The 17,088-nt window shown below is 70.6% G+C and carries 14 protein-coding genes; all 14 read left to right on the top strand.

The features are described from left to right. Positions 1-475: 475 nt before the first annotated feature. The 14 genes from ACFWIS_RS24150 to nuoN all read left to right on the top strand — a co-directional run bounded on the left by ACFWIS_RS24150 (position 476) and on the right by nuoN (position 16,761). Entirely contained in the window at positions 476-835 is a 360-nt protein-coding gene (locus ACFWIS_RS24150) for an NADH-quinone oxidoreductase subunit A (RefSeq protein ID WP_188306789.1), read from the top strand. A gap of 137 nt (positions 836-972) precedes the next feature. After that, entirely contained in the window at positions 973-1,527 is a 555-nt protein-coding gene (locus ACFWIS_RS24155) for an NADH-quinone oxidoreductase subunit B family protein (RefSeq protein ID WP_030286559.1), read from the top strand. Beyond that, complete coding sequence (locus ACFWIS_RS24160) at positions 1,524-2,237, top strand: NADH-quinone oxidoreductase subunit C (RefSeq protein WP_380457031.1); 714 nt, start codon at positions 1,524-1,526, stop codon at positions 2,235-2,237. Before ACFWIS_RS24155 ends, ACFWIS_RS24160 begins: the two co-directional genes overlap by 4 nt. Further along, a complete protein-coding gene (locus tag ACFWIS_RS24165; protein WP_380457029.1) occupies positions 2,237-3,601 on the top strand; it encodes an NADH-quinone oxidoreductase subunit D in 1,365 nt (454 codons plus the stop codon). Before ACFWIS_RS24160 ends, ACFWIS_RS24165 begins: the two co-directional genes overlap by 1 nt. Next, positions 3,598-4,404 carry an NADH-quinone oxidoreductase subunit NuoE gene (nuoE, locus tag ACFWIS_RS24170; protein ID WP_380457027.1) on the top strand — a complete coding sequence of 269 codons (807 nt, stop codon included), beginning with the start codon at positions 3,598-3,600 and terminating at the stop codon, positions 4,402-4,404. The genes ACFWIS_RS24165 and nuoE overlap by 4 nt, the downstream gene beginning before the upstream one ends. Beyond that, entirely contained in the window at positions 4,404-5,765 is a 1,362-nt protein-coding gene (gene nuoF, locus ACFWIS_RS24175; RefSeq protein WP_380457025.1) for an NADH-quinone oxidoreductase subunit NuoF, read from the top strand. Before nuoE ends, nuoF begins: the two co-directional genes overlap by 1 nt. A 23-nt stretch (positions 5,766-5,788) precedes the next feature. Further along, entirely contained in the window at positions 5,789-8,281 is a 2,493-nt protein-coding gene (locus ACFWIS_RS24180; protein ID WP_380457041.1) for an NADH-quinone oxidoreductase subunit G, read from the top strand. Then, on the top strand, positions 8,278-9,606 hold the full coding sequence (gene nuoH, locus ACFWIS_RS24185; RefSeq protein WP_380457023.1) for an NADH-quinone oxidoreductase subunit NuoH: 1,329 nt from the start codon (positions 8,278-8,280) through the stop codon (positions 9,604-9,606). Before ACFWIS_RS24180 ends, nuoH begins: the two co-directional genes overlap by 4 nt. 6 nt (positions 9,607-9,612) lie before the next feature. Continuing rightward, entirely contained in the window at positions 9,613-10,215 is a 603-nt protein-coding gene (gene nuoI, locus ACFWIS_RS24190; RefSeq protein WP_380457021.1) for an NADH-quinone oxidoreductase subunit NuoI, read from the top strand. Continuing rightward, positions 10,215-11,099: an NADH-quinone oxidoreductase subunit J gene (locus ACFWIS_RS24195; RefSeq protein WP_380457039.1), complete on the top strand. Its 885-nt coding sequence runs from the start codon at positions 10,215-10,217 to the stop codon at positions 11,097-11,099. Before nuoI ends, ACFWIS_RS24195 begins: the two co-directional genes overlap by 1 nt. Further along, positions 11,096-11,395, top strand: coding sequence for an NADH-quinone oxidoreductase subunit NuoK (gene nuoK / locus ACFWIS_RS24200; RefSeq protein ID WP_380457019.1), 300 nt, complete (start codon positions 11,096-11,098; stop codon positions 11,393-11,395). Before ACFWIS_RS24195 ends, nuoK begins: the two co-directional genes overlap by 4 nt. Positions 11,396-11,409: 14 nt before the next feature. Continuing rightward, complete coding sequence (gene nuoL / locus ACFWIS_RS24205) at positions 11,410-13,305, top strand: NADH-quinone oxidoreductase subunit L (protein ID WP_380457017.1); 1,896 nt, start codon at positions 11,410-11,412, stop codon at positions 13,303-13,305. Positions 13,306-13,492: 187 nt separating this feature from the next. After that, the gene (locus tag ACFWIS_RS24210; protein ID WP_380457015.1) at positions 13,493-15,127 is read left to right on the top strand and encodes an NADH-quinone oxidoreductase subunit M; all 1,635 of its coding nucleotides are present in this window, start codon (positions 13,493-13,495) and stop codon (positions 15,125-15,127) included. Beyond that, positions 15,124-16,761 carry an NADH-quinone oxidoreductase subunit NuoN gene (nuoN, locus tag ACFWIS_RS24215; protein ID WP_380457013.1) on the top strand — a complete coding sequence of 546 codons (1,638 nt, stop codon included), beginning with the start codon at positions 15,124-15,126 and terminating at the stop codon, positions 16,759-16,761. Before ACFWIS_RS24210 ends, nuoN begins: the two co-directional genes overlap by 4 nt. Positions 16,762-17,088 lie beyond the last annotated feature (327 nt).

Raw genomic sequence — 17,088 nt, forward strand, 5'->3', positions numbered from 1 at the left:
GCGGCGGGCGGGGAGGGGGAGGGGGAGGGGGACCCCACGACGAGTTCGCGCGCTTGTGAACAAAGGGTCAAGCAAGCGTTCATCCCCCCACCACCCCTCCGAGTGAGCCCCTATAACACGTCAACATGGCGCCCAGAAATTTGCTATCCCCGGAGCATAGTTGATATAGAAACGCGCCCCTGACCAGCCGCTTCAAAGATAGATGCGACTGCTTGTGACCATTTGACTCCTTTGCGTTGACAACTCTGGGCATGTTCACATTCGCCACCATTCACATGGTGTCGTAGATCACAAAGATGGCGATGAACTGCGTGTCGCAGATCACAAGCCACCGGGCATAGGATGCGCTCGTTCCAGGCTTTGTGAACTGCCTCACATGAGGTGGATCCCGGGAACTGGAACGCGGGTTCACCACAGCGTGACCCGCCGGTTCCGATCTGCAGTCAAGGACGACTGGACGGAGGGAGCGGAGGCTATGAATGCCTACGCGCCGATCCTCGTACTCGGTGCCATCGCGGCGGCGTTCGCGGTCGGTTCCGTCGTGATGGCCTCACTCACCGGCCCCAAGCGCTACAACCGGGCCAAGTTGGAGGCGTACGAGTGCGGCATCGAGCCGACCCCGCAGCCCGTGGGCGGCGGTCGGTTCCCGATCAAGTACTACCTGACGGCGATGCTCTTCATCGTCTTCGACATCGAGATCGTCTTCCTCTACCCCTGGGCGGTGACCTTCGACTCCCTGGGGATCTTCGGGCTGGTCGAGATGCTCCTGTTCATCGCCACCGTCTTCGTCGCGTACGCCTACGTCTGGCGCCGCGGCGGCCTGGAGTGGGACTGAGTCGGGGGCGGTGCCGCCGCCCCTTGTGAACGAGTGGACAAACTCGAACGGGCCGGACGTTCCCCGGGGCGCCGTCGGGCGCTCCCGGGCGTACCGCCGGACGTACCACAGGACTTGAGGGCATTGAGAGGGATCTGATGGGAATCGAGGAGAAGCTGCCGAGCGGCTTTCTGCTCACGACCGTGGAGACGGCCGCCGGTTGGGTGCGCAAGGCGTCACTCTTCCCGGCCACCTTCGGTCTGGCCTGCTGCGCGATCGAGATGATGACCACCGGTGCCGGCCGTTACGACCTGGCCCGGTTCGGGATGGAGGTCTTCCGGGGCTCCCCCCGGCAGGCCGATCTGATGATCGTGGCGGGCCGGGTGAGTCAGAAGATGGCCCCGGTGCTGCGCCAGGTGTACGACCAGATGGCCAACCCGAAGTGGGTCATCTCGATGGGCGTCTGCGCCTCCTCCGGCGGGATGTTCAACAACTACGCGATCGTCCAGGGCGTCGACCACATCGTGCCGGTGGACATCTACCTGCCCGGTTGCCCGCCCCGTCCGGAGATGCTGATGGACGCCATCCTGAAGCTGCACGACAAGATCCAGCACGAGCCGCTGGGCGTGAACCGGCGTCGGGCCGAGGAGCTCGGCGAGGCGCTCGCCCTCAAGGCCACCCCGGTCAGCGAGATGCGGGGGCAGCTGCGATGAACGAGCAGGTACCCGAGACCCGCCGCGAGCAGCCGGTCCGCGAGATCCCGGTCGAGGTGGTCGGCCGCCGCCAGGGCATGTTCGGCGCCCAGGGCACCGGCGACACCTCCGGCTTCGGCGGTCTGGCCGCCCCGATCGTGCTGCCCGGCCCGAGCGAACGCCCGTACGGCGGCTGGTTCGACGAGGTCGCCGACGAGTTCGAGGGCGCTCTGGAGGAGCAGGGCCTGGACCCGGCCGAGGTCGTCGAGAAGACCGTGGTCGACCGCGGCGAGCTGACCTTCCAGCTCGACCGCGCCCACCTGCTGAAGGCGGTGCGGATCCTGCGCGACGACCCGGCGCTGCGCTTCGAACTGTGCCTGGGCGTCAGCGGCGTGCACTACCCCGGCGACAAGGGCCGTGAGCTGCACGCGGTCTACCACCTGCGCTCGATCACCCACGGCCGGCTGATCCGGCTGGAGGTCACCGCGCCGGACGCCGACCCGCGCATCCCCTCGGTGGTGAGCGTCTACCCGACCAACGACTGGCACGAGCGCGAGGCCTACGACTTCTTCGGCCTGGTCTTCGACGGCCACCCGGCGCTCACCCGGATCATGATGCCGGACGACTGGCTGGGCCACCCGCAGCGCAAGGACTACCCGCTCGGCGGCATCCCCGTCGAGTACAAGGGCGCCCAGATCCCGGCACCCGACCAGCGGAGGTCGTACAGCTGATGAGCACTCAGCACTACGAAGGCGCCCAGGCCCAGTCCCAGGACGGGACCGAGGAGGCGCAGGCCCGCGACACCACCGAGGGCCGGGTCTTCACCGTCACCGGCGGCGACTGGGGCGAGGTGGTCGAGGCGCTCGGCCGGGCGGACGACGAGCGCGTCATCGTCAACATGGGCCCCCAGCACCCGTCCACCCACGGGGTGTTGCGGCTGATCCTGGAGATCGACGGCGAGACGGTGAAGGAGGCCCGCTGCGGCATCGGCTACCTCCACACCGGCATCGAGAAGAACATGGAGTTCCGCAGCTGGGTCCAGGGCACCACCTTCGTGACCCGCATGGACTACCTGACCCCGCTGTTCAACGAGACCGCCTACTGCCTGGCGGTCGAGAAGCTGCTCGGCATCACCGACGACGTCCCGGAGCGGGCCGACGTCATCCGGGTGATGATGATGGAGCTCAACCGGATCGCCTCGCACCTGGTCTGTCTGGCGACCGGTGGCATGGAGATCGGCTCCACCACCCTGATGATCTACGGCTTCCGGGACCGCGAGCTGATCCTGGACGTCTTCGAGCTGGTCACCGGCCTGCGGATGAACCACGCGTACGTACGCCCCGGCGGCCTCGCCCAGGACCTGCCGCCCGGCGCGGTGGACCAGATCCGGGAGGCGGTGCGCACCTTCCGTTCCCGGATGCACGAGTACGACAAACTCGCCACCGGCAACCCGGTGTTCAAGGCCCGCCTGGTCGACGTCGGCTTCCTGGACCTGGCCGGCTGCCTGGCCCTCGGCGCCACCGGACCGATCCTGCGCGCCGCCGGCCTGCCGCACGACCTGCGCAAGACCGACCCGTACTGCGGTTACCAGGACTACGACTTCGAGGTCGCGACCGCCGACACCGCCGACTCCTACGGCCGCTTCCTGATCCGCCTGGAGGAGATGAAGCAGTCGCTGCGGATCGTCGAGCAGTGCCTGGACCGGCTGCGTCCGGGCCCGGTGATGGTGGCCGACAAGAAGATCGCCTGGCCGGCCCAACTGGCCGTCGGTCCGGACGGGATGGGCAACTCGCTCGACCACATCCGCAAGATCATGGGCACCTCGATGGAGGCCCTGATCCACCACTTCAAGCTGGTCACCGAGGGCTTCCGGGTCCCGGTGGGGCAGGCGTACGCGGCGGTCGAGTCGCCCAAGGGCGAGCTGGGCGTGCACGTGGTCAGCGACGGCGGGACGCGCCCGTACCGGGTCCACTTCCGGGATCCGTCGTTCACCAATCTGCAGACGATGGCGGCGATGTGCGAGGGCGGCCAGGTGGCCGACGTGATCGTCGCGGTGGCCGGGATCGACCCGGTGATGGGAGGCGTGGACCGGTGACCAACGTCGAACTCGGACTGCCGGCGCTGCCGGCCCCGCCCTACCCGGAGGAGGTGCGCGCCCGGCTGGCCGCGGACGCCGCCGAGCTGATCGGCCGCTACCCCCAGGCCCGTTCGGCGCTGCTGCCGCTGCTGCACCTGGTGCAGGCCGAGGAGGGCTTCGTCAGCCCGACCGGGATCCGTTTCTGCGCCGAGCAGTTGGACCTCACCACCGCAGAGGTCACCGCCGTCGCCACCTTCTACACGATGTACCGGCGGCGACCGGCCGGGAAGTACCACGTCGGGGTGTGCACCAACACCTTGTGCGCGGTGCTCGGCGGCGACCAGATCTTCGCCGAGCTGCAGGAGCACCTGGGCATCGGCAACAACGAGACCACCGAGGACGGCGAGATCTCGATCGAGCACATCGAGTGCAACGCCGCCTGCGACTACGCCCCCGTGGTGATGGTCAACTGGGAGTTCTTCGACGACCAGACCCCGCAGAGCGCCCGGCGGCTGGTCGACGACCTGCGGGCCGGCCGCGAGGTGCGGCCCACCCGCGGCGCCCGGCTGTGCGGCTTCAAGGAGACCGCCCGGATCCTGGCCGGTTTCCCGGACGAGCGCCCCGGCGCCAACGACGAGTCCGGTGCCGGCGGCGCCCCCTCGCTGGCCGGCCTGCGGCTGGCCCGCGGCGAGGCCCTGCCCGGCACCGGCGGCACCAAGGTGGTCGCCCCCCGCCACGAGGCCCCCCGTCACGACGAACCTCGCCACGACGAGCCCGGCCAAGAGGGCAAGGCCGGCGGCCAGGAAGGGACCGAAGCGTGATGACCTCCGCCGAGCCGGCCGAGAAGCTGCTCACCCCCGTCCTGTCCGACTCCTGGGACGACAGTCGCCCCTGGACGCTGGCCACCTACCGCCGCCACCACGGCTACGAGGGCCTCAAGGCGGCCCTCGCGATGCCCCCGGACGACGTGATCGCCCTGGTCAAGGACTCCGGGCTGCGCGGCCGCGGCGGCGCCGGCTTCCCGACCGGGATGAAGTGGCAGTTCATCCCGCAGAACGACGGCAAGCCGCACTACCTGGTGGTCAACGCGGACGAGTCCGAGCCGGGCACCTGCAAGGACATCCCGCTGCTGTTCGCCAACCCGCACTCGCTGATCGAGGGCATGGTGATCGCCTCCTACGCGATCCGGTGCGACCACGCCTTCATCTACCTGCGCGGCGAGGTCGTCCCGGTGCTGCGCCGGCTGCACGCGGCGGTCGCCGAGGCGTACGAGGCGGGGCTGTTGGGCCGGAACATCCTGGGCTCCGGGGTGAACCTGGACATCACCGTGCACGCCGGCGCCGGCGCGTACATCTGCGGCGAGGAGACGGCGCTGCTGGACTCGCTGGAGGGCCGGCGCGGCCAGCCGAGGCTGCGGCCCCCGTTCCCGGCGATCGCCGGCCTGTACGCCTGCCCGACGGTGGTCAACAACGTCGAGTCGATCGCCTCGGTGCCGCCGATCCTGGCCCGGGGCAAGGAGTGGTTCAAGGGCCTGGGCACCGAGAAGTCCCCGGGCTTCACGCTGTACTCGCTCTCCGGCCACGTCACCAACCCGGGCCAGTACGAGGCCCCGCTGGGCGTCACGCTGCGCCAGCTGCTGGACCTCAGCGGCGGCGTCCGGGCCGGGCACCGGCTGAAGTTCTGGACGCCGGGGGGTTCCTCCACCCCGATGTTCACCGACGAGCACCTGGACGTCCCGCTGGACTACGAGGGCGTCGGCGCGGCCGGTTCGATGCTGGGCACCAAGGCGCTGCAGGTCTTCGACGAGACCACCTGCGTGGTGCGGGCGGTGACCCGCTGGACGGAGTTCTACGCCCACGAGTCCTGCGGCAAGTGCACCCCCTGCCGGGAGGGCACCTACTGGCTGGTCCAGCTGCTGAAGCGGATCGAGGCGGGCGGCGGCGTCGAGGGTGACCTGGAGAAGCTCCTCGACATCGCCGACAACATCAACGGCAAGTCCTTCTGCGCGCTGGGCGACGGCGCGGCGAGCCCGATCGTCTCCTCGCTCCAGCACTTCCGCGCCGAGTACGAGCAGCACCTGGCCGAGCGCCGCTGCCCGTTCGACCCGGCCGCCTCCACCGTCTGGGCCGACGGCCCCCGCCCCGGCCACCAGTCCGCCACCGAGAGGGAGGTGCACGCGTGACGATCACCGAGCCGACCGCCTCCATGAACGACGGAGCCGCGGTAGAACTGGTCACGCTCACCATCGACGGCGTCGAAGTGAAGGTCCCCAAGGGCACCTTGGTGATCCGGGCCGCCGAGACGATCGGCACCCAGATCCCGCGCTTCTGCGACCATCCGCTGCTGGATCCGGCCGGCGCGTGCCGGCAGTGCATCGTGGAGGTCGAGGGCCAGCGCAAGCCGGTCGCCTCCTGCACCATCCCGGTCGCCGAGGGCATGGTGGTGCGCACCCAGGTGAGTTCGCCGGTGGCCGAGAAGGCGCAGCGCGGCGTGATGGAGCTGCTGCTGATCAACCACCCGCTGGACTGCCCGGTCTGCGACAAGGGCGGCGAGTGCCCGCTGCAGAACCAGGCGATGTCCACGGGGGACGCGGACTCCCGCTTCGAGGGGTTGAAGCGCACCTACCCGAAGCCGCTGCCGATCAGCAGCCAGGTGCTGCTGGACCGGGAGCGCTGCGTGCTGTGCGCGCGCTGTACCCGGTTCTCCCAGCAGATCGCCGGGGACCCGTTCATCGACCTGGTGGAGCGCGGGGCGCTCCAGCAGGTGGGTACCGGGGAGGGGGACGACTTCGAGTCGTACTTCTCCGGGAACACCATCCAGATCTGCCCGGTGGGCGCGCTGACCTCGGCGGCTTATCGTTTCCGCTCGCGCCCCTTCGACCTGGTGTCCTCGCCGAGCGTGTGCGAGCACTGCGCGGCGGGCTGCGCCCAGCGGACCGACCACCGGCGGGGCAAGGTGCTGCGCCGGCTGGCGGGCGAGGATCCGGCGGTGAACGAGGAGTGGAACTGCGACAAGGGCCGGTTCGCGTTCCGCTACGCCCAGCAGCGGGACCGGCTGACCGCCCCGCTGGTGCGGGTGGACGGCGAGCTGGTGCCGGTGTCCTGGCCGGAGGCGCTGGCCCGGGCGGCGCAGGGGCTGCGCGGGGCCCGTACGGGGGTGCTGGCCGGCGGCCGGGTGACGGTGGAGGACGCGTACGCGTACGCGAAGTTCGCCCGGGTGGTGCTGGGCACCAATGACGTGGACTTCCGGGCCCGGCCGCACAGCGGTGAGGAGGCGGACTTCCTGGCCGCGGCGGTCGCCGGGCGCGGGGTGGACGTGGACGGCACGGGCCTGAGCTACGAGCGGCTGGAGCAGGCTCCGGTGGTGCTGCTGGCGGGCCTGGAGCCGGAGGAGGAGTCGCCGATCGTCTTCCTGCGGCTGCGCAAAGCCAGCCGTGGAGGTGCGAGCCGGGCGGGTGGCCTGAAGGTGTTCTCGGTGGCGGCGTTCGCCTCCCGGGGGCTGGCGAAGCTGCGCGGTGCGCTGCTGCCGGCGGCTCCGGGCACCGAGCCGGAGTGGTTCGCGGCGCTGGCGGCGGACGAGCCGTTGAACGACGACGCCGGGCGGGCGGCCGAGCTGTTGCGGCAGCCGGGTGCGGTGATCCTGGCGGGTGAGCGGCTGGCGTCGGTGCCGGGCGCGTTGACGGCGGTGCTGCGGCTGGCGCACGCGACCGGGGCCGCGCTGGCCTGGGTGCCGCGCCGGGCGGGGGAGCGCGGCGCGGTGGAGGCGGGTGCGCTGCCGGGGCTGCTGCCGGGCGGCCGTCCGGTGGCGGCCGCGGCGGCGCGGGCGGAGGCGGCCGCGGTGTGGGGGGTGGCGGAGCTGCCGTCGCGTCCGGGGCGGGACACCGGCCAGATCCTGACCGCGGCGGCGCGGGGCGATCTGGACGCGCTGCTGGTCGGCGGGGTGGATCCGGACGACCTGCCGGATCCGGCGCTGGCCGGTGAGGCGCTGGCGGCGGTGCCGTTCGTGGTGTCGCTGGAGCTGCGGCCGTCGGCGGTGACCGAGCGGGCCGACGTGGTGCTGCCGGTGGCGGCGGTGGCGGAGAAGGCGGGCACCTTCCTGGACTGGGAGGGCCGGGTGCGGATGTTCGAGGCCGCGCTGAAGCCGGACCAGCAGATGGGACGTCATCTGCAGTCGGACCTGCGGGTGCTGGCGATGCTGGCGGACGCGCTGGGTCACCGGCTGGGCCTGGCGGACGTGCGGGCGGCCCGGCTGGAGCTGGACCGCTTCGAGCCGTGGCGGGGTGACCGTGCGGCGGATCCGGCGGCGCACCCGGGGGTGTTGCCGCGGCCGGCCACCGGCCAGGCGGTGCTGGCGGGTTGGCGGCTGCTGCTGGACGAGGGCTCGCTGCAGGACGGCGATCCGCATCTGGCGGGGACGCGGCACCGGGCGGTGGCCCGGGTGTCGGCGGCCACCGCGAAGGAGGTCGACGCCGGTGCGGCGGGGGCGCTGCGGCTGACCGGTCCGGCCGGTTCGCTGACGCTGCCGCTGGAGGTCACCGAGTCGATCCCGGACCGCACGGTCTGGATCCCGCTCAACTCCACGCCGGGCGGTGCCCACCGCGCGCTCGGTACGACCGTCGGCCACCTGGTGACGATCGCGGCGGCGGAGCTCGCGCCGGTCGTCGTCGGGGGCGGGGACCGGGAAGGGGAGGTCCGATGACTCCGAAGCCGTACGAGACGCTGCACTTCTTCGGCCAGGACCCGTGGTGGCTGGTGCTGTTGAAGGCGGTGTTCTGCTTCGCGTTCCTGCTGCTGACGGTGCTGGTCGCGATCGTCTGGGAGCGCAAGGTGGTGGCCTGGATGCAGTTGCGCATCGGGCCGAACCGGCACGGGCCGTGGGGTCTGCTGCAGTCGCTGGCGGACGGCGTGAAGCTGGCGCTGAAGGAAGACCTGGTGGTCAAGGGCGCGGACAAGGCGGTCTACATCCTGGCCCCGATCGTCTGCGCGATCCCGGCGTTCATGGCCTTCGCGGTGATCCCGTTCGGTCCGCCCGGCAACGAGGTGTCGATCTTCGGCACCCGGACGCCGCTGCAGCTGACGGACTTCCCGGTGGCGCTGCTGTACGTGCTGGCGACGGCCTCGGTGGGCATCTACGGCATCGTGCTGGCGGGGTGGTCGTCGGGTTCGACGTACCCGCTGCTGGGCGGGCTGCGCTCGTCCGCGCAGATGATCAGCTACGAGATCGCGATGGGTCTGTCCTTCGCGGCGGTGTTCATCTACTCGGGGTCGATGTCGACCTCGGAGATCGTGGCGAACCAGCAGCCGAGGTGGTTCGCGGTGCTGCTGCCGGTGTCGTTCATCGTGTACATCATCGCGATGGTCGGTGAGACCAACCGGGCGCCGTTCGACCTCCCGGAGGCCGAGGGCGAGCTGGTGGGCGGCTTCAACACCGAGTACTCCTCGCTGAAGTTCGCGATGTTCATGCTGGCCGAGTACGTCAACATGGTGACGGTCTCGGCGGTGGCCTCGACCCTGTTCCTGGGCGGCTGGCGGGCCCCGTGGCCGGTGTCCACGTTCTGGGAGGGCGCCAACCACGGCTGGTGGCCGATGCTGTGGATCACGCTGAAGATCCAGCTGCTGCTGTTCTTCTTCATCTGGCTGCGCGGCACCCTGCCGCGGCTGCGCTACGACCAGTTCATGAAGCTGGGCTGGAAGGTGCTGATCCCGGTCTCGCTGGTCTGGCTGGTGCTGATCGCGAGCGTGCGGGCGCTGCGCAACGAGGGGTACGGCTCCGGTTCGGTGGTGCTGTACGTCGGGGCGCCGGTCGGCGCGATCCTGCTGCTGGCGCTGGTCCGGGACTTCCTGAGGAAGCAGCCGGTCGAAGAACAGCCGCCCCCCAACGCGGAGTTCGACCCGATGGCGGGCGGGTACCCGGTGCCGCCGCTGCCCGGTCAGGTGCTCCCGCCGGTGCCGCGCCGGCCGAGCCGCGCCCCGAAGCAACTCCAGGACGCCCTCAACGGGGCCGACCATTCCGAAGGGAGCTGATCCGCGATGTCGTCCGACCAGACGGGCCGGCCCGAGCGGGCCGACCGGCCGTCGATCCTCGGTCCGGCCGCCGGCTTCGGCGTGACCTTCAAGGCCATGTTCAAGAAGCGGCTCACCGAGCAGTACCCGGAGCAGAAGAAGCCCACCGCTCCGCGTTTCCACGGCCGCCACCAGCTGAACCGGCATCCGGACGGCCTGGAGAAGTGCGTCGGCTGCGAGTTGTGCGCGTGGGCCTGCCCGGCCGACGCGATCTACGTGGAGGGCGCGGACAACCGGGACGAGGAGCGCTACTCGCCGGGTGAGCGCTACGGCGCGGTGTACCAGATCAACTACGCCCGCTGCATCCTGTGCGGGCTGTGCATCGAGGCGTGCCCGACCAGGGCGCTGACCATGACCAATGAGTACGAGCTGGCCGACTCCTCCCGCAAGGACCTGATCTTCACCAAGGAGCAGCTGCTGGTGGGCCTGTCCGAGGGCATGGTGGACACCCCGCACGAGATCTTCCCGGGCACCGACGAGGGCGCGTACTACCGGGGCGAGATCACCGCGGCGGCGCCGGGGACGGTCCAGCAGGAGCGCACCGACCGGGACAAGGAGGTGCGGCAGTGATCGCACAGCTGGCGGCGGCGAGCGGGACGACCTCCACGGGTGAGGCCGTCCAGTTCTGGGTGCTCGCGGTGATCGCGGTCGGTGGCGCGCTGGGCATGCTGCTGATGCGCAAGGCGGTGCACAGCGCGCTGTGCCTGGCGGCGACGATGCTGGCGCTGGCGGTCTGTTACATGGCGCAGGGCGCGGTCTTCCTGGGCGTGGTGCAGATCGTGGTGTACACCGGCGCGATCATGATGCTGTTCCTGTTCGTGGTGATGCTGGTCGGCGTGACCGGCGAGGACTCCCTGAAGGAGCAGCTGAAGGGGCAGCGGTTCGCGGCGGTGCTGTGCGGGCTGGGCTTCGGGGTGCTGCTGATCGCGGGGATCGCCGATGCGAGGCTGGGCCACTTCACCGGGCTGGCCGAGGCGAACGCCGAGGGCAATGTGCCGGGCCTGGCCCGGCTGATCTTCACCCGGTACGTGTGGGCCTTCGAGGTCACCGGAGCGCTGCTGATCACCGCGGCGATCGGCGCGATGGTGCTGACGCACCGGGAGCACGTGAAGGCGCCGAAGACCCAGCGCGAGCTGGCGGAGCAGCGGGTGCGGGACAACCTCCAGGTGCCGCCGCTGCCGGCCCCGGGCGTGTTCGCGCGGCACAACGCGGTGGACGTCCCGGCGCTGCTGCCGGACGGCACGATCGCCGAGGACTCGGTGATGGCGACGCTGCGCGAGCGCGGCCAGGTCCGGGACGTCAGCCAGGCGATGCTCCAGCGGATGGCGGAGCTGGAGAACAGCACGGCGGACTGGCTGGGCCGTCCGTCCTCGGAGCGGCCGGCGGTGGCGGCTCCGCGCAAGTCCCTGGAGCCGGTGCCCAACCACGAGGCCGGCGAGGAGGACGCTCAGTGAACCCGGTCAACTACCTCTATCTGTCTGCCCTGTTGTTCACCATCGGCGCCTCCGGGGTGCTGATCCGGCGCAACGCGATCGTGCTGTTCATGTGCGTGGAGCTGATGCTGAACGCCTCGAACCTGGCGCTGGTGACCTTCTCCCGGCTGCACGGGACCTTGGACGGCCAGATCATCGCGTTCTTCACGATGGTGGTCGCGGCGGCGGAGGTCGTGGTCGGCCTCGCCATCATCGTCGCCATCTTCCGGACCAGGCACTCCGCTTCGGTCGACGACAGCAACCTGATGAAGCTGTAGGCGGAGGACCTTCGGTGAACTCTCTCATTCCGCTGCTGGTGGCGGCCCCGCTGGCCGGTGCCGCCCTGCTGCTCCTGGGCGGCCGGACCCTCGACCGGTTCGGCCACTGGCTGGCCACCGCGCTCGCCGCGCTCTCGTTCGGCTTCGGCCTGGCGCTGTTCTCGGACATGCTGGGCCGGGACGCCGAGCACCGGGCGGTGACGAAGCACCTGTTCAGCTGGGTATCGGTGAACGCCTTCCAGGCCGACGTCTCGTTCCGGCTCGACCAGCTGTCGATGACCTTCGTGCTGTTGATCACGGGTGTCGGCACGCTGATCCACCTGTACTCGGTGGGCTACATGGCGCACGACGAGCGCCGGCGCCGCTTCTTCGCGTACCTGAACCTGTTCCTGGCCGCCATGCTGCTGCTGGTGGTGGCGGACAACTACCTGCTGCTGTACGCCGGTTGGGAGGGTGTGGGGCTCGCCTCGTACCTGCTGATCGGCTTCTGGCAGCACAAGCCGAGCGCGGCGACGGCGGCGAAGAAGGCCTTCATCGTCAACCGGGTCGGCGACATGGGCCTGTCGATCGCGATCATGCTGATGTTCGCCGAGTTCGGCTCCTTCGCCTTCACCCCGGTCTTCGACGGGGCGCACCAGGCGAGCGAGGGCAAGCTGACGGCGATCGGCCTGATGCTGCTGCTGGCCGCCTGCGGCAAGTCGGCGCAGGTGCCGCTGCAGTCCTGGCTCGGGGACGCGATGGAGGGCCCGACCCCGGTCTCGGCCCTGATCCACGCGGCCACCATGGTGACGGCCGGGGTCTACCTGATCACCCGCTCCTCGGCGATCTTCGACCTGGCGCCGGACGCGCAGACCGCCGTGGTGGTGGTCGGTGCGGTGACGCTGCTGTTCGGTGCGATCGTCGGTTGTGCCAAGGACGACATCAAGAAGGCGCTGGCCGGTTCGACCATGTCGCAGATCGGCTACATGGTGATGGCGGCCGGGCTCGGCCCGATCGGCTACGCCTTCGCGATCATGCACCTGGTGACCCACGGCTTCTTCAAGGCCGGGCTGTTCCTCGGCGCCGGGTCGGTCATGCACGGCATGAACGACGAGGTGAACATGCGTCGCTACGGCGGCCTGTGGCGGTCCATGCCGTGGACCTTCGTCACCTTCGGCCTCGGTTACCTCGCCATCATCGGCTTCCCGGGCCTGTCCGGCTTCTTCTCCAAGGACAAGATCATCGAGGCGGCCTTCGCCAAGGGCGGCACCGAGGGCTGGATCCTCGGCCTGTGCGCGCTGGTCGGCGCGGCCGTCACCGCGTTCTACATGACCCGGGTGATGCTGCTGACCTTCTTCGGCGAGAAGCGCTGGCAGCCCGACGACGAGGGCAACCTCCCGCACCCGCACGAGTCGCCGAAGACCATGGTGATCCCGATGGTCCTGCTCTCCTTCGGCTCGGTGTTCGCGGGGGCACTGTTCGCCTTCCACGACTCCTTCCTGAAGTGGCTGGAGCCGGTCACCCACCACAGCGAGGGCAACTCCCCGCTCGGCACCTGGACCGTCACCGGGCTGACCACCGTCTGCATGCTGGCCGGCGTCGGCCTGTCGTACGTGATGTACGGGCGCTCGCCCGTCCCGGTGGTGCCGCCGGTCGGCTCCCCGCTCACCCGGGCCGCCCGCCGCGACCTGCTGCAGGACGACTTCAACCACGCCGTGCTGGTGCGGCCGGGCTCGGCGCTCACCGCGACCCTGGTCTACTTCGACAGCCGCGGCCTGGACGGGTTCGTCAACGGCCTGGCCGCCCTCATCGGGGGCTTGTCCGGCCGGCTGCGGCGGGTCCAGAACGGCTTCGTCCGCTCGTACGCGCTCTCCATGTTCGGCGGCACGCTGGTGCTGGTCGCCTCGACTCTCCTGATGAGGTCCGTGTGATGACAGTCACTCGCCCGCTCGCCTCCGGGCGCCCTGTCCCGGCGCCGACACTCTCCCCCGGCCTGGCGGCCGGGAGGTGCCCCCACGCTCCGGCGCTCCCTCCCTCGTCGCTCGCTGGTCGCTCGTCGCTCTCGGCACCGGCGCGCCCTTCGGCTCGGGGCGGGGAAACACGTCGAGGGGTGGGGGCATGAGCACGCTGCTGACCGTCACCTGCGCCGTCCCGGCGGCCGGTGCGGTGCTGACCGCCGCGCTTCCGGCCGGCTCGAACGAGGCCCGGCGGCGCACCACCAAGGCCGTCGCGCTGGGCGTCTCGGCCGTCACCCTGGTGCTGGCAGCGGTGGTGGCGCTGCGGTTCGACCCGCACGGCGCCCGCTACCAGCTGACCGAGTCGTACAACTGGATCCGCTCCTTCGGCATCACCTTCTCGCTCGGCGTGGACGGCATCGGCGCGGTGCTGGCCCTGCTGACGGCCGTCCTGGTGCCGATGGTGATGCTGGCCTCCTGGTACGACGCCGACCCGGCCGCGCCGGGCCCCGACGGCACCTTCGAGGCTGCCACGTTCGAAGGGGGGCGCCGCACCCAGGCCTTCTTCGCCCTGATCCTGGCGGTGGAGGCGATGGTGATCGTCTCCTTCTACGCCACCGACGTCTTCCTGTTCTACGTGTTCTTCGAAGCCATGCTGATCCCGATGTACTTCCTGATCGGCGGCTTCGGCGACCGGGCCGGCGGCCCCGAGTCGGCGCGCCAGCGCTCCTACGCGGCCGTCAAGTTCCTGCTGTACAACCTGCTCGGCGGCCTGGTGATGCTGGCCGCCGTGATCGGCCTGTACGTGATCGCCCAGGACCAGGGCCTGGGCACCTTCGACCTGCGGACCCTCACCACCGCGGTCGCCGACGGCAGCCTGAAGCTGTCCGGCACCGCCCAGAACGCGCTGTTCCTGGGCTTCTTCTTCGCCTTCGCGGTGAAGGCCCCGCTGTGGCCGCTGCACACCTGGCTGCCGAACGCGATGGGCGAGGCGACGGCGGGCACCGCCGTGCTGATCACCGCCGTGGTGGACAAGGTCGGCACCTTCGCGATGCTGCGCTTCTGCCTCGGGCTGTTCCCGGACGCCTCGAAGACCTTCGCCCCGGCGATCCTGGTCCTGTCGCTGATCGGGATCGTCTACGGCGCGCTGCTGGCGGTCGGCCAGAAGGACATCAAGCGGCTGGTCGCCTACGCCTCGATCTCGCACTTCGGCTTCATCATCATGGGCATCTTCGCCATGACCAGCCAGGGGCAGAGCGGCGCGACCCTCTACATGGTCAACCACGGCCTCTCCACCGCCGCGTGGATGCTGGTGGCCGGCTTCCTGATCTCCCGCCGCGGCTCGCGGCTGATCGCCGACTACGGCGGCGTGCAGAAGGTCGCCCCGGTGCTCGCCGGGACGTTCCTGATCGGCAGCCTGGCCACCCTGTCGCTGCCCGGGCTTGCCCCGTTCGTCAGCGAGTTCCTGGTGCTGGTGGGCACCTTCACCCGCTACCCGGCGATCGGGATCGTCGCCACCTTCGGCATCGTGCTGGCCGCGCTGTACGCCCTGCTGCTGTACCAGCGCACCATGACCGGCCCGGTGAAGGAGGGCGTGCGCGCGATGCCCGACCTCAAGGTCCGCGAACTCGCCGTGGTGGCGCCGCTGGTGGCGCTGACGATCCTGCTCGGCGTTTACCCCAAGCCGCTCACCGACCTGGTGAACCCCTCGGTGGACGCGACACTCTCGCAGGTCCACCGGACCGACCCGGCGCCGGCCCACCCGGTCGCCGCCACCTCAGGAGGTGAGCAGAAGTGAGTGCCAGCGCAGTGCTCGCCGCGGCCGGCGGCAACACCCCGAGCATCCCGGCCCCGCACCTCGAGTACGGCCAACTCTCCCCGATGCTGGTGGTGTTCGGCGCCGCCGTGGCCGGCGTCCTGGTCGAGGCCTTCGTCCCGCGCCGGCTGCGGCACTGGACCCAGGTCACCCTGGCCCTGGTCGCGCTGGCCGGTGCCTTCGCCGCCGTGGTGGTGCTGGCCACGCAGGGCCACGGCGCGCCGCGGGTCGACCTGCTGGCCATGGAGTCGGTCGCGCTGGACGGCCCGGCGCTGTTCCTCCAGGGCGTGATCCTGCTGGCCGCCGTGGTGGCGGTGCTCACCTACGCGGAGCGCAGGCTGGAGCCCAAGGCCGGCGGCCTGCCCGCCGACGCCTTCGCCGCCCAGGCCGCCGCCACTCCCGGCGGGGAGCAGGAGCGGGCCGCGGTCCGGGCCGGCTTCACCACCACCGAGGTCTTCCCGCTGACCATGTTCGCGGTCGGCGGGATGCTGCTCTTCCCGGCCGCCAACGACCTGCTGACCATGTTCGTGGCGCTGGAGGTCTTCTCCCTCCCGCTGTACCTGCTCTGCGCGCTGGCCCGGCGCCGCCGGCTGCTCTCCCAGGAGGCGGCGGTCAAGTACTTCCTGCTGGGCGCCTTCGCGTCGGCGTTCTTCCTGTTCGGCACGGCGCTGCTGTACGGCTACGCCGGCAGCGTGAAGCTCGGCGACATCGCGGACGTCATCTCCGGCAAGGCGATGACCACCCCGGCGCTGCTGAGCAGCACCAGGAGCGACGTGCTGCTGCTGACCGGCCTGGCGATGCTGGCGGTGGGCCTGCTGTTCAAGGTCGGCGCGGTGCCGTTCCACTCCTGGACCCCGGACGTCTACCAGGGCGCGCCGACCCCGGTGACCGGCTTCATGGCCTCGGCCACCAAGGTGGCGGCGTTCGGCGCGCTCCTGCGGCTGTTCTACGTGGCCTTCCCGGGCCTGCGGCTGGACTGGCGGCCGGTGCTGTGGGGGGTGGCGATCCTGACCATGGTGGTGGGCGCGGTGCTGGCGGTGACCCAGCAGGACGTCAAGCGGCTGCTGGCGTACTCCTCGGTCGCGCACGCCGGGTTCATCCTGACCGGGGTGATCGCCGTCAACAAGCAGGGCCTGTCCTCGGTGCTGTTCTACCTGGCGGCGTACTCCTTCGTGACGCTCGGCGCCTTCGCCGTGGTCACCCTGGTGCGCGACTCCAAGGGAGAGGCGACCCACCTGTCCAGCTGGGCCGGGCTGGGGCGGCGCTCGCCGCTGGTGGCGGCGGTGTTCGCGCTGTTCCTGCTGGCCTTCGCCGGGATTCCGCTGACCTCCGGTTTCACCGGGAAGTTCGCGGTGTTCCAGGCGGCGGCGGCCGGCGGGGCGATGCCGCTGGTGATCGTCGGTGTGCTGAGTTCGGCGGTGGCCGCGTTCTTCTACATCCGGGTGATCGTGCTGATGTTCTTCTCCGACCCGAAGCCGGGCGGCCCGACGGTGGCGATCCCGAGCGCCTTCACGGCGACCGCGATCGGGGTGGGGGTGCTGGTCACGCTGGGCCTGGGCCTGCTGCCGCAGTACTTCCTGGACCTCGCGTCCAAGGCCTCGCTGTTCGCCTACTGATCCGCCTACTGATCCGCGTACTGATCGGCCGGCGGATCCGCCTGCCGATCGGTGCGCTGATCGACGCGCCGACCGGTGCGCTGATGCGCGCGCCGGTCGGCGCCGGTCGGTTCGCCGGAGGTCGGTCCGGAAGTCCGGGCCGATCTCCCGCCTTTGTTTCCAGTGGAATTCGCCCCCACCGCCGCTTTGCCCGCGGAGCCCCTCTGACCAGGCCTTCCGGTTCGGGCATGACAGGATCCGCACGCCCGTGCAGTGATCCACTCGTGACCGGATACCCTGCCTGTATGGCCAGCGGCGGCACTCAGGGACCAGGCCGCTAGATCGACC

It is taken from the genome of Kitasatospora sp. NPDC127060 (assembly GCF_042724935.1).
GTDB lineage: Bacteria > Actinomycetota > Actinomycetes > Streptomycetales > Streptomycetaceae > Kitasatospora.